Annotated in this window: 9 protein-coding genes; 1 reads left to right on the forward strand and 8 read right to left on the reverse strand. The window is 42.6% G+C overall.

Translation table 11 applies throughout. The annotated features are described in order from the left end of the window. Nucleotides 1-164 precede the first annotated feature (164 nt). Nucleotides 165-383, forward strand: coding sequence for a hypothetical protein (locus tag J7I42_RS30480; protein ID WP_209143430.1), 219 nt, complete (start codon nucleotides 165-167; stop codon nucleotides 381-383). 107 nt (nucleotides 384-490) lie between these two features. Here the strand turns inward: J7I42_RS30480 and J7I42_RS30485 are convergent, their stop codons facing one another. The 8 genes from J7I42_RS30485 to J7I42_RS30520 form a co-directional block, all read right to left on the reverse strand. Next, nucleotides 491-3,331 carry an alpha/beta hydrolase family protein gene (locus J7I42_RS30485; RefSeq protein ID WP_209143432.1) on the reverse strand — a complete coding sequence of 947 codons (2,841 nt, stop codon included), beginning with the start codon at nucleotides 3,329-3,331 and terminating at the stop codon, nucleotides 491-493. A gap of 96 nt (nucleotides 3,332-3,427) precedes the next feature. Next, entirely contained in the window at nucleotides 3,428-4,729 is a 1,302-nt protein-coding gene (locus tag J7I42_RS30490) for a thioredoxin family protein (RefSeq protein ID WP_209143434.1), read from the reverse strand. Nucleotides 4,730-4,828: 99 nt separating this feature from the next. Continuing rightward, nucleotides 4,829-6,277 (reverse strand): RagB/SusD family nutrient uptake outer membrane protein, encoded by a 1,449-nt coding sequence (locus tag J7I42_RS30495; protein ID WP_209143436.1) that lies wholly within the window; start codon nucleotides 6,275-6,277, stop codon nucleotides 4,829-4,831. A 30-nt stretch (nucleotides 6,278-6,307) separates the two neighbouring features. Further along, nucleotides 6,308-9,529 (reverse strand): SusC/RagA family TonB-linked outer membrane protein, encoded by a 3,222-nt coding sequence (locus J7I42_RS30500; RefSeq protein WP_209143438.1) that lies wholly within the window; start codon nucleotides 9,527-9,529, stop codon nucleotides 6,308-6,310. 454 nt (nucleotides 9,530-9,983) lie between these two features. Continuing rightward, complete coding sequence (locus J7I42_RS30505) at nucleotides 9,984-11,165, reverse strand: FecR family protein (protein ID WP_209143440.1); 1,182 nt, start codon at nucleotides 11,163-11,165, stop codon at nucleotides 9,984-9,986. Between the two features lie 88 nt (nucleotides 11,166-11,253). Continuing rightward, nucleotides 11,254-11,862 (reverse strand): RNA polymerase sigma factor, encoded by a 609-nt coding sequence (locus tag J7I42_RS30510; protein WP_209143442.1) that lies wholly within the window; start codon nucleotides 11,860-11,862, stop codon nucleotides 11,254-11,256. 361 nt (nucleotides 11,863-12,223) lie between these two features. After that, nucleotides 12,224-12,817, reverse strand: coding sequence for a dihydrofolate reductase family protein (locus tag J7I42_RS30515; protein WP_209143444.1), 594 nt, complete (start codon nucleotides 12,815-12,817; stop codon nucleotides 12,224-12,226). A 302-nt stretch (nucleotides 12,818-13,119) separates the two neighbouring features. Next, the gene (locus J7I42_RS30520; protein WP_209143446.1) at nucleotides 13,120-13,947 is read right to left on the reverse strand and encodes a hypothetical protein; all 828 of its coding nucleotides are present in this window, start codon (nucleotides 13,945-13,947) and stop codon (nucleotides 13,120-13,122) included. Nucleotides 13,948-14,015 lie beyond the last annotated feature (68 nt).

Consider the following 14,015-nt stretch of genomic DNA (forward strand, 5'->3'; position numbering starts at 1 on the left):
CACATCCATCACCACATAAACTCTTTCTTTATCTATCTGATGCATCATAGGTAATGAAAACAGGAGAGCAATCCTGGCATGGAAAAGCCGAAAACCATTATAAAAGAGTAGGCATATTACATCAATAATTTTAGCTTTTTTAATCAAAAAAAGCAACACTTATCATGAAAAATTTAAGATTTGTTGCCACCGCAGCTTTTGTATTTGCAGTAGTTGGAAGTTCATTAGCTTTCAAAAGCACAAAAAATCTTTATCACAGAGGCAGCAACGGAACATGCAATGTGTTTGTGAAAGTTGTAGATAATGGAACTACCATTACTGATACACAAGCAAGCTTCACAAGTGGCGCCGCATGCACAACCGTTCAATACAAGAACCAATAATAATCTAAGATTGCCCTAGAAAAGCAGGCGCATTTGGCGCCTGCTTTTTTGTAACTTGTTTATTAAGATTGAAACCAATGGTCCGGTGCCGGCTGCTCCGATCTCTGCTATGGTTTTGCCCCGCTTTCATCAGGTGCATAGCCTGTTTCAATTCCTTTCAATTTGGCCGGGACACCCTCTGTCATCCATTTTGCAGGCAATTTCCCTTTTAAATAATAATCGAAATACTGTGTAAGCCGGATCGTATAATCCAGGGCATTCACATCATCAATAACGGTATGGTCCTCATTATCGTATTGGAGCATCCAGACCTTTTGTCCCAATCTTCTAAGAGACAGGTATAATTCCACCGACTGGCGCCACTGTATTTGCCCATCCAATTTATTATGCATGATCAGCAATGGGGTTTTTACTTTATCAGCATTCAGCACTGCAGAGGAAGCAAGATACCTATCCTTTTCAGCCCACAGCGTCCCCCCCATTTGAGTTTCAAGCGTCAACTGTTTATCCATAGTTTCCACCCGCGTTCCAGGGGGGTAAAATGGAATAAGGGTTGAATAACCACTGACAAGATCAGTTAGCCCTGAGGCTTCGGCAGCAGCGGCAAACACTGAAGTCTTTGTTATAATGTAAGAGGTTGTACCACCGCCAAAACTGTGCCCCTGAATGCCCAGTCGTTTGGTGTCGATATAAGATAATTTAGAAAGATAGTTCACAGCTGAAATAATAGCATTGTAAGCCTGCTCACTTGTACCCTTTCCAGCCTTCTCAGGAGGCAGGAAGTGGATATCAGGGGTCAATACCAAATAACCCTGACTTACAAACCAGGGTATGTTCATATCTCCTCTGGTGAGATTGGGCATGGGGAACTCATATAACCGGTCTGAAAACCGCCTGTAATGATGGATAATAACAGGATATTTTTTATCGGGGTTAAAATCCTCCGGTTTGTAAAGTATTCCTTGCAAGATGGAACTGTCATCTTCCTTCCAGGTGATCAGCTCCCCATTGATCCAGTTAATGTCTTTCTGCGGCTGGATATCGCTAACCGGAGTAAAGGTTTTCAGGTCCCGGGTTATAAAATAGTTCGGCGCGTTCGTGACTGACTGCCGCTTCACCAGCCAACATTTTGCATTGGCTACTTTTAAAGGTTCCATACCTTCATCAAAGCCAATATATTTTGCCGGTGCTTGTGAGGGTGCATGATAGTAAGTATAAGGCCCCATTGTCAATAACTGCGGATCAATATTCCTTATTAAAAAACCTTGATAAAAGCCATTGTATTTGTTTAAGATATTAAAGCCGACCAATAACACCCTGTCAGTTAAATCATCAATTGGTTCTTCCAATGTTGGTTCATGCAGCAGTCTTAGTTGAGTCTGCGTTTTTGTCCCATAGCCCCGGGTTAGGTTCCTGGGCGCAACCCCACCTGCAGGGTCGATCTTCCACATGTCGTAGTTGTCATAAATAATAAACGCCTTATCGTTTGTAAACCAAAAGATATCCTGACCAACCTGGGACCTCAAATTATACTCCCCATACTCAAAATCATCCGTTAATTTAACTGAAACTCCTTTTGTAACGTTTATGATCTTACCTGTAGCAAGCTCACAGGAAAAGTAACTACCAATCTTTGAATCAAAAAATATCAAATATTTCCCCAAGGGGGAAAATGATAACCCAGCAGTACCTATATTTTGATTCCAATCCTTCCCTCCTATGGGGATCTTGTGTCCGTCGACTAAAGACATTACCGACAATACGGGTTGCTTTGACCATTTCCACCAGGTCGGAAAGTAGTTGTGTTGAAAAACATAATTATCAGCTATCACTATAAAATCGCCCGTTATCTTGTCAGGGAATGTTTCAATCTTATCAGTTTCGCCGAATATCCGTAAAGCCGCATCGGCATTACTCTGCATTACAGCAGTCAGCGTTTTAGTAGCAGGCAATTCCGACTGGGCAGGCTGTAAAATAGCATCCTTATAGGACCATAGATCGACACTGGCGGCAGTGCTGTCTTTTATCTTGTTTGACCAGGGTTCTTGCAGGTTAAAAAAGATCCATTTTCCATTTTGGCTAAAGCCGGTTATCGAACCTATCGTATAACCTGAAATCCCCGCTGTTTGCGCGGAGACCTTGATCTTTGCCCTGTCCATACTGGTATTATAATACCAGATCGTTGCACTTTCGGGCGAATCATTGGTTGTAGTTGAAAATAATAATTGTTTGCCCCGGCCATCGAAAATAAGAGACGAGGGGTTGACCTTTGCATCCTTTAACAGATCGCTTGACCAGATCTCTTTGGTCTCCATTTTCGGTAACGAGAGGAGTTTCAACACCGTGCATTTACAAGAGTCTTTGCTATCGTTGAGTTGTATAAGGAAATGTTGTCGGGACCTGTCAAACGCAAAAGATTCAGCATTAGGAAAGATCCGCTCCTGGCCCGAGGCTACATCGCGGAGCACAACATCCTTTGTTTCATTTTTCAATTGATATGCTATCCAGTTATTCTGGCCCGCAGCCGGAAAGTCGAATAAACTTGCATCCGCAACAAATTTAACGGGATCCTTTCCTATCTCTATCATATAAAGGCTATCATTAACCGTGAATACCCCAAACCGGCTATTTTCTAAAAATGTAAAATTCTGACCATTTGGAATTTCCTTCTTCCAGGTACCATTCTGTGAACGAATGATCAAAGTCACATTTTTTTTTGGTGTAGTATAACCTGCCGGAACTTCGGTGTTATAGCCAACGAATTCACCATCATTGCTTATACAGGGATTACTTACTGAAAGCCAATTACCCAATTCCGTTACGTCAATTGATCTTTTCTGGGCAATTAAAAACCTAGTATTTAAAAAAATAACCCCAAATAAGAGAAACGTTTTGAGGTAGTTGCCGAATTGCAGCTTAACGCAGCTGGATAAGATAACAGTTGCCATGTATACGTTAGTTAAGATGTTTGCTATTTTATATAAGTTACCGAATTTTGCGGGAGCCGCATTGGCTGTTAACATAAAACCAGCACTGAAAGCGCTCTAGTCCCAGGTCAGTTGACGGGTTTCCATTTTATGCAAGGTCTGCTCGTACGTTTCGTCATACGGGCGGTTATCTGCCTGCGCAAGATCACTCTCCACCGCGGCAGCTTTCGTTTCCCATTGAATGGCTTCTTTAAATTTTCCGGCCTTATAAAGCAAATTTGCATAGGTATCAATGATGGAAGGATCAACATGGTCTTTTTTTATGATCTCCATCCAGGAAATAGCCCTGGTTAATTCAGCCATATCACTGACATGCTCAACGAACAGTTTCCAAATTTTGTTATTGGTAACAACCCACTTGAAGCCGGATGTATCCAGTCCGTACTTTTCAACTTTTTGCACAAAGACCTCCCGCTCCTTTCGCCAATCTTTTTTAAAACTGAACCAATTCAATTTCGCACTCAACACATTCCGGTCAGCCACCACTTCACCGTATTGAGCCCTGATATTTTCTGTAAGCCGCGTCCACGCCGGTTCTTTGCCACTTATTTTGGAACTATCATAAGGTGGTTTGATCTGTTCTTTCCAAACAACATAATCAATAATGTCACTTGAAAAGGCCGGATCGCCAGATATGGTATCAGCTTTGGAAGCATTCGCTAACAGTTCCGGGAATATTTTTGTGCCGGAGTGAATAACATGGATAAAATCACGGATAAAACCTAAATTATCCCTGGTAAATAGTTTCTCTGGATTGTTTGTGAGATAAGAATCAATATACTTACATGCGGCGCTGTTTGCAAAAGAGGTATCACCAACTTCCCTGGCGCATTGTGCCAGATAGGGAATGGCTGCAAGTGCAATTGTCCCAACCTCATACTTCTTTTTAAGCGTATAGTATTGTTTACTTGAATCGATCCCATTTTGAATTAACTGAAGGAATTGGTCCACATTTTTATACCCAATGCTCTTATGTACCAATTCGCCCGTTGGTGAGAAAAAAAGAAACGTGGGAAATTCCTCAATATGGTACTGGCGTGACAAACCGTTAGCAGCATTGCGAGTCATCCCACTTTTTATGTTCTTTGTCTTTATCGTATCAATACGGAGTTTTATCGGGATCAAAGGTTTCAATGCATTGATCACTACCTCTTTTGAGTACACTTTCTGGTCCATTTGTTTACAAGGCAAACACCAACTGGCAATACAGTCAACAAAGATATACCGGTTTGTGGTTAACGCCTCTTTCCTAAGGTTCACCCAATCTGAATCACTTTTCCAATTCACTTTGTTGGTCTTATTCTGGGGAAAAGCTACGAGATGAGGAAATATAACAATTAACAAAAGCAATAATTTCATTGTGCCTATTTGAATTTAGAGATATTATACTGCATACGCCAATAGCTACCCTATTAATGGTGCATAACAGCGATACCAGCAAGGAAGAATTGAAAATTTTCAGTACCCGGCATTCTGGTGAATATTCGGGGCATTTTTTAAATCCGATAAAGGAAGGGGAAACCACTGTTTATATGATTGCCAGGTTAGACCTGGTTCCTTGACGGCAAGTACTGGAGGCATAATAGCATCGACAGTTGCCGTTCTTTTTATATCGAGCCAGCGGGCGCCCAATTCAATAAACAGTTCAGTTTGTCGTTCATGTAAAATAGCTGCTAAGGAAGAATTCTTATCAACGGAGGCATAGGCTGGAAGTCCGGCTCTTGTGCGAATTACATTCAGGTCGGCATCAGCACCGGAGAGGTTGGCCAATTGGGCCCGCGCCTCGGCCCGGATCAAATACTGCTCACCCAGACGAAGAATGGTTAAATACTCTGTAACCGGTGCGCCATCCTGGTTTTCTTTATACTTGTATACATAATAATAATTCGTTCCGGAAACATCCGTACTATTTACCCATTGCAACATCCGTTGGTCACCGGGTTCAAAACTATTCAACAGCTGATCACTCAAATAAACCGGGTTAGATGCTGAAAGACCAGTTGGCGGTATTATGAAAGTCACCGCATCGAAAGTATTCGCTGTGGGCCCGTTACTCACTGACTGCAATTGCCAGATGGCTTCTTTATTATTCTTTAGAAACGCCTCATTTAAGGGAACAGTGTCATAAAGCGGCTGATTATTTATCAAAGCGGTAGATTGCAATTCCGCATTCTGCCAATCACCTGTATAGAGATACTCCCGGGCCAGCTGCGCGGTAGCAGCCCACTTGGTTGGACGGACTCTTTCCTCCGTGCCTCCTGTGTAAGGCTGCAACTTACCATCCAGGTAGTCTGAACTCAGGAGGTCCTGGGCCTGTCTTAAGTCGGAGATTATTTGCTTATTTATATCGTCTTTAGATGAGCGAGCTAATGAGCTGGTAGCTTTATAGTCTGTTGAGGTGACCAAAGGAGCATCGCCATACAGATTAACAAGGTAAAAATATAAGAATGCGCGCATAAACGCTGCTTCTCCAAGCAATTGTTGCTTTACGGCTGGAGTCAGATTTTGGACCTTATTGAGATTTTCAATTGCATCATTGCAGCGAAAGATGTATCCATAGAACTTTTTCCAGTATTCAAATCCCGAAACATTACTTCCTAAACTATTTGTATAATACGCCTCACGATCTGCTTCAAATCCTAAAGGAGACAACGTTAGTTCATCAGCCGATAACCCTAAGAATAAAGACAGCGAAGATACTGTTCCCGGGAAAACGATATCTCCAGCGCTGATATCAGTATAAAGACCGGTCAACACCGACGTTGCAGATTCATCACTACTGTAAACGACATCCGAAACGGTCGCTGTAACCGGAGTACCTGCATCTACAAACTTTTCGCAACCCATTGCAAGCATTAAAAAAAATGCAGCGAATATTCTATATGTAAAATGAATTAGCTTTTCCATATCCAAAAATTTGAGCTTAACTAAAAGGGATCACAGTCCAACGTTAATTCCAAAGGTCAATACGCGTAATGGGGGCAATGCGAGGTCCAGACTGGCCGTTTCTGGATCAAGGCCTTTATAACTGGTAATGGTAAAAAGATTTTGCCCCTGAATAAAAAGCCGGCAACTTCTCAATTTCATGCTCTTCATTAGCTCATCGGAAAACTCATAAGATAAGTATAGATTTTTTAGCCGGATGAATGAACCATCTTCATATGCATAAGAGCTGTTGGGCAAGTCGAAATAGGTACTAAACAGACTAAAATTCGAACTATACTTTTGAGCATAAGCGATGTCTCCCGGTTTTTGCCACCTGTCTGTGATGGCTTCGGGTTGATTGTTGAAACCGCCCTGAAAACGGCCAGGTACGCGCATAGGGATATATCTGGGGCTTAATTTTTTAACAAACTGTAAAAAGACCGTTAACTGAAATCTTTTATAAGTAAAGTTATTTTCAAAGCCGCCGTAGTATTTGGGATTAATATTGATCATTTGAGTAAAGGCATTCAGGATCGTGTCAGGATTGGACGTCATCCCTTTCTCCCCATCACTAAATGAGTAAAGTCCGGTAGCGGGGTCTACCCCGAGGTATTGATAGGCTTTTACAATATTTACAGGCTGCCCTACTACAAGCCTTTCCGCATAAGTTGAAGTTGCCAGATCGGGAAAAGAGACCAGTTTATTTTTGGGAATAGTTAAATTGAAAGATGAGGTCCATTCAAAATTCCTCTTTTTTATATTAAAGGTATTAAGTGTTAATTCCCATGAAGTATTTTCTACCACCGCAGGGAAATTAGAGTAAACCTGTTCAGATCCGGTAAAACTAGGTAACGAATAATTCAATAACTGGTTTGATGACTTGTTATGAACATAGTTTGCAGTCAACAGGATTTTATTTTGCACAAAGCCTAATTCAACTCCGCCCTGCAGTTTTTTAGTTACTTCCCATTGCAAATAAGGATTGGGAAAACCACTGGCAGCTAGCCCTGCATTCCCCTGATAGGGCACCGGTGCAGTAGTAGGATTGTATAAACTGAAATATTGGTAGTCGCCGATCTGATCATTTCCTGTGGTGCCGTAACTGCCTTTAATTTTACCGAAACTCAAGAACTTTAATTCATCGGTACTCCATTTTTCGTTACTAAAGATCCAGGCTGCGCCTACTGAGCCAAAATTATGGAACCGGTTGTCTGCACCAAATCTACTGCTGCCATCCCTTCTACCTGTCAAATTGAGGATGTACTTTTTTTGCCAATTGTAGGTGATGCGACCAAAAAGGGCCTGGTATTTATATACCGCATTCACATTGGAACCGGTTGTTACACCCGATACGATCGATGCGGCAGAATGAATGTCTTCCATAGCAGCGTCACTGTTATACCCGGTGCCCACTAAATAATTCCCTTTACTGGTATTTTGCAAAAAGGTCGTTCCCACCAATCCCTCCAAGTCTCCACCTCCCATTGATTTTGAGAAGATCAACTGTGGCTCAACGATCCATGAATTGACATTACTATTACCGTATAAGGCACTCCTTTGGGTATAAGGCCGATCTTCCGGACGAACTGCTATTAATGGTTGGTAAGCGTCATATTCATTAATTTGCATAAAAGTGTAGCCAAAATTACTCTTGACACTTAAATATGGTGTCAAATTATAGCTGAGCACAGCGTTATTGATCAGATTTATTGTTTTACCCTTGTAGTTAATATAAATATTTTGCAAAGGATTGTTTATTGTAGAGGTACCGTCTGCGTTTGGTACCCAGTTTAATGAACCATCAGGATTTTTTAAATCCGGCGCATTGGGAGCAAGCGTTATATAATTGGTAAAATCTACAACAGGCAATCTGTTATAATCATACATGAAATTTTGGGACAGTTGAAAATTAAAACGCTTATCAGCTGAAGCGCTGTTCAAACTAAAGTGAGCAGACGCTTTCTGATCACTATAATTTTCCGGAAATACCGTGGTCTCCCGATGGTATGTTCCGCTTACAAGATATTTTGTATTGGCACCTCCTCCTGACAGCGCAACTTGTGCATTTGTGTAACTGGCTGTTCTGCCAATCATTTCTTTTTGCCAATTGGTATACTTTGTGGTATCCCATAATGTCAGATCATATTGATTGTCGGGTATTGGTGATATTCCGTCATTTTGTAAACCCTCATAGCGCATATCCAGGTACTGACGGGTATTCATCAGGGATATTTCTTTTGGCACCTTACCGACTCCCTGGTAAAAATTAATGTCAACCCTGGTTTTGTCAGCCTTGCCGGATTTGGTTGTAATTAAAAGCGCGCCATTGGCAGCACGTGACCCATAAATTGCAGTCGCGTCGGCATCTTTTAACACATCTATCCTTTCGATATCACCTGGGTTAATAAAACTAAGTGGGCTTCCACCTGCAAGCGGCGAGCCGCCAATACCAGCATTGTTTGCCAATGTAGAGGTAGGTAATTCACTCACGTAGGGCACTCCATCTACAACAATTAATGGTGCATTTCCTTGAAGAATACTATTTTGTCCCTGAATGTTAAATTTTACATTACCACCAGCTAATCCGTTAGATTGGGTTATGTACAATCCAGGCACACGCCCCTCCATGGCGACTATAGGATTACTCACGGGTTGCTTTTCAATTTCGGTCCCTTTCAACGTAGAAACATTACCTGTCTGAAAACGTTTTGTTGTTTGCCCATAGGCTATCATTTGCACCTCATCTAAAGGCCTTACCGAGATTCTTACGGCTATTTCCAATTGCGTTCTGCCATCCGCTTTAATTTCTGTGGTCTCTATACCCACTCCGCTTACTATAAGCGTAGCACTCTCCTCAACCCCGGTCAAAACAAACCAGCCATCCTTATTGGTGGCTGTTCCTTTTGTTGTACCCTTTACGGTTATGGAAGCTAATACCGGCTCGCCTTTTTCATTGACCACCCGGCCTTTTATATCTATAGGTTTGGGGAGGTCTTTACTGTTGTTTTTTTTTGGCGTAATGGTAATGGCATGCTGGTTGATTTGGTAGGTAAATGGTTGATCTTTGAAACAGATGTCCAGCACCTGTTTAAGCGTGGCATTCTTAACCTCGATAGTTATAGGTTTAGCTTCCTTGGTAGTTTCGTCTGAAAGAAAGAAGCTATAACCCGTTTGCTTTTGAATTTGAGTCAGCACTTTAGACAGGCTCGCGTCCTTTTCTTTAAGTGTGATCATCTCCTGCGCGCCTGTTTTTGCGCTAACGTGCAAACAGCACACTAATAATATGAATGCCGTGATCTTCATTATCCGAACGAATTTCCGAAGGCTGCCTCCTTTGAGCAGGCATAGTTTTGGCAATACCCCAAATAACAGGGCTTTGCAAGTATTAAATTCTTGCATACCTTTAATACATTGAAGGTTAAATAATAAGTGTCTTGCTTTTGGTTAACCTTTTATAAGCCGGTGTGTACCAGACACCGGCTTTTTTGATGCCTTAACGGCATCTGGTCTACCTTTGATGGCTCAATGGTTACAAGGACTCGATTCGTTTAGTGGACTTCAGGCTTAGCACGAGGTGGGATAGGGAGGGATAGGGTGATGTATTGAAAGAAAATTGGATAAGGTCCAGATCGTAACCCAAACAGGCTGACGATCGTTGCACCTGGTAGGTTTTATGGTAAAGAAATAATCAGGGGGTTACTGTAATGGTGCGTCCTTCGATCTTAAAATGCACGGTACTTTTTTCCAGCATATCTAACACCACTGTTACCGGCAAATTGCGGTCAATGATCCCGGTAAACCGGTCAAAGATTGTTCCTTTATAAACAACCCGCACATCATACCACCGCGCCAATTGGTCCATTACAGCTTGCACATTATCTTCTTTAAAAACAAAGAGGCCTTTTTGCCAGCCGGTTGCTTTTTCAAGGTCCGCCGTTTTTTGTAGCTGTATGTTGCCCGAAGGCAACAACGTTGCCTGCTGACCGGGCATCAATACTTTTGTATTTTGCTGGCTGGTCAGCTGCACTTTCCCTTCCAGCAAGGTGGTGGTCGTCATATGTTGGTCTTCGTAGGCATTCACATTAAACACCGTTCCCAATACTTTTACCTCCAGGCCATTTACCTGAACAATAAAGGGTTGATGGGGATCTTTAGCTACTTCAAAATAGGCCTCCCCTAATATATCTACCCTTCTTTCTGAGCCTGAAAACCCTATGGGATAGTGTACAGAGGAGGCGGCATTCAACCAAATTTTCGTCCCATCGGCCAATACCACGGAATAACTTTCTCCTCTTCCCGTTGATAACGTATTATAAAGAACCTTTTCCCCGCCCGCTCCGGGTTGCCTGTCATAAACCAGTTGTCCCTTTTTATTTTCAACACTGGTTTTACCCTGCGTAGCCAGTTTTCCCAAACCAGCACTATCCAGCAACACCACACTCCCATCGGCAAGGGTCAGCCGCGCTTTATAACCGCCCGGTCGCACCGGCGCTTCTACGGGAGTAACCTGCACTTTATCCAACCGTTGTGGTCGTTTATAAAGGGACCACCACACGCCAAGAACTATCAGGAGAACAGCCGCGGCTGCTACATACCGGAACCAGGTAATGATGGCAGCCTTAGGCTTGTCTGCGTCCCCGGGTATTCCAATTTGCTGGTTTAATAAATTCCAGTATTTTTTTTTGTGCTGCTCCAGTGCGGCAACACTATTCATATCGCCAAGAATACGTTCTGGATTGGTAAGTTGCTTCCATATATCCTCCTCCCCCCTGTTCCGAAACCAGTCGGCTAAAGCCTGCTGCTCTTCAGCACTGATGTCCGGATACCTGGAGAAAAGCTTAAAATATCTATCCATGCTTTCGTCCTGCATGCCAACTTCGTTTAATTTGGTAACCTTTTCTAATAGTACTACGCCGAGGGTGTTTCTTTTCTTAGTCCATTGGGCAACTTTTTTAAAATTATTTTTTAATAGCCTGGTATAACAGGTAGAGAACGAAGAGTAATTGCTGCCTGGAAAAGAACAGTCGCAATTTTTTTACCACCTGGTCCCGGTGCGCATAAACGGTCTTTTCAGCAATGTGAAGCTTTTGCGCAATTTCAGCCGTGGTCTTGCCTTCGAGATAAGAAAGGGTAAACACCTGCCGCTGTTTCTCTGGTAATTGCTGAATGACAGCGTACAGGCGTTCCAGCAGGGCAGCCTCCGCACTGTAACGTTCTATGGCATTCTCTTCTTCTCTGCTCATGGCCCCCATCTGTTCAGCATAATTCCGTTTGGCCTTCAGGGACCTGAGATAAGAAACAGCGGAATTGCGGGTAGTAGTATATAGAAAACCCCGCAGATGGTCTACACTATCAAAATGAGCAGCCTGCTCCCATACTTTAGCATAGGCATCGGTTGCAATATCCAATGCTTCCTCTTCGTTCCCGGTGATCTTTCGGGCAAACAAGTAGAGCTGGGAAAACCAGCGGTCATAAATCGTGTAAAATGCCTTGATATCCTTTTGATTCAAGCCTTTTATTATAAGGTCGTCGTTCATTCCGGTTTCTTGTGAAAGGGTTACGCGCATTATAGACACAAAAGTTTCATGATGGCACTGACCATCATCCGGGAATGTGACCTCATTTGGCTATTTCAGGACTTGCCAGGTGTTGTTGCTCAATAATGGCAACTATGCTTTGTATGTGGTAGGATTGATAATAACTGTAAAGAAACTAAGTCATTGGAGGTTAAGGCACTCTAAGGTAATCACCAAATGGGTACATGCCAAATATATTCGATTCAGTCATACGTGGTTGCAATCAAAGTTTCACTCTTTAACGTACCGCTGGTTAGTTCCTTTTATTCTATCGATCACGTATAATATACACAAAAAGGAGGCTGCTATAAGCAACCTCCTTTGATTTAAGTATGTATCATACACCAGCCGCCTACACCTTAATATTGTCTTTCACCACTTCACCGGCCCGTTGGTAGCTGGCTATAATAACCCCTTTGGTTGTTACCTGACTTTCGGTTAGGGTAAATGCGGCCGGCATAACGCCGTTCTGAAACAGCTTTTTCCCCTCGCCAAGGATCAGTGGGTAAATTTTGAGCCGGAGCTCGTCAACCAGGTCATGGGTAAGCAACAATTGAATGAGCTGACTGCTGCCCCAAACCTGAAGATCTGCGCCTTCCGACTGCTTTAGCTTTTTTAGATCGGCCACATTATTGAGGAATGTGGTATTCTCCCAGTCTGATTGTCCCCTGCTTTGCGAAAAAACGTATTTGGCGCCTTTATTAATGCCAGGCCAGAAGTCGCCATGTTTGGGCCAGTAGGGTTCCCAGATCTCAAATGTTTTTCTGCCCAACAGATAATCGGTCGGTTTCAGTTCTTCTGCCATCACCTTGCCAAAAATCTCGTCATTATAAGATGCCGTCCAGCCGCCATGCTTGAAACCGCCTGCCGTATCTTCTTCAGGCCCACCGGGTGCCTGCATAACTCCATCCAGGGTGATCATTGATAAAACTATTATTTTTCTCATGATATTCGTTTTTTATAAATAAGATAAAAGTTATTATAATAGGGTTATTTTAAAAAACCGTAACGACAATCAGCGGCATTGCTCTAAGCCGGATAAGTGTTTTAAGTGAATTGTACATAACGTTGTTTATATGCTGGTTTGAATGTTATTGACAAGACAAAACTAGCATTCGCTTCTGGCTTTGACACGGGGCAAAAATGACAACTTAGGGGCGAATTGTGCCTAAAAAAAAGGGGGGGGGTTAACGGGAAAATTGGATTCCGAAAATGAATAGCTTTATAAAACAAACGTGGAGCCGGCCCTTAATAATAACTGTATACAGCATCGAAGTGCGACGTATTATTCGGCATTTGGGGATAGCTGATGGTGGTAGATACTTTATCGATCCGGTAATTGTTTACAGTAAATACCTGGTCTTCTATTTTATCAATATACTCTGGGTTGGAACCTGTTTTGACTACGCGGGTCACTTTGGCCGGCAGTTTATGGAGTTGTTGCAATTGTTGCAGTACGGCCATGTTGTAAATGGTATAATTCTCTAACAAGGTAGGGTCCAGGTAATGAGCCGGCAGAAAACTAACCGGAGCTGAATAGGCATCTATAGTATGGGTAATAAGATTTTTGCCAAACTGAGTGACCACCTTTTCAAGATCGCCCCCGGCGTTATAATGGTAAGTACTGGAAGAACGCAGTTCCGTGGTGCCATCTTCATTGAAGACAGCATATTTCATCGCTTGAAGCTTACCGGCATTGTAGAGGAACTCTAACTGGTATTGGGTATCAGTAGGATCAGCCTTTGTTACATTCTTCATTTTCACCGGATAACCGTCGGTATCGTATTCAAATACATTCTTATACAAAGAGCGGTCGTCGTACAATTCGGTGTGGAGGTTGCCGGACCAGCCAAAACCGGTGAAGCCGCCGACGTTCTGATAGGTATAATCGATCTGTTTCAATGAGCTGTCTGCATTGTACACAAAGTTTCCGGTAAGGCCATAATTCCAGGTAATGGATTTAATATGGAATTGCGGTATAACAATTTCAGGCTCATCAATTTTATCGTCCTTATCGCAGGCACCGAGCAATGAGATCAGGCTAAAAAGTAACAGGGGAGATACACGCTTAGTCATAACATCTATTTTCTTCTTATGACCACAAATGTAAACAGGCCGTGGCTTATGCCACTGCATACTTATGA

Origin of the sequence: Niastella soli, assembly GCF_017742245.1 — a bacterium.
GTDB lineage: Bacteria > Bacteroidota > Bacteroidia > Chitinophagales > Chitinophagaceae > Niastella > Niastella soli.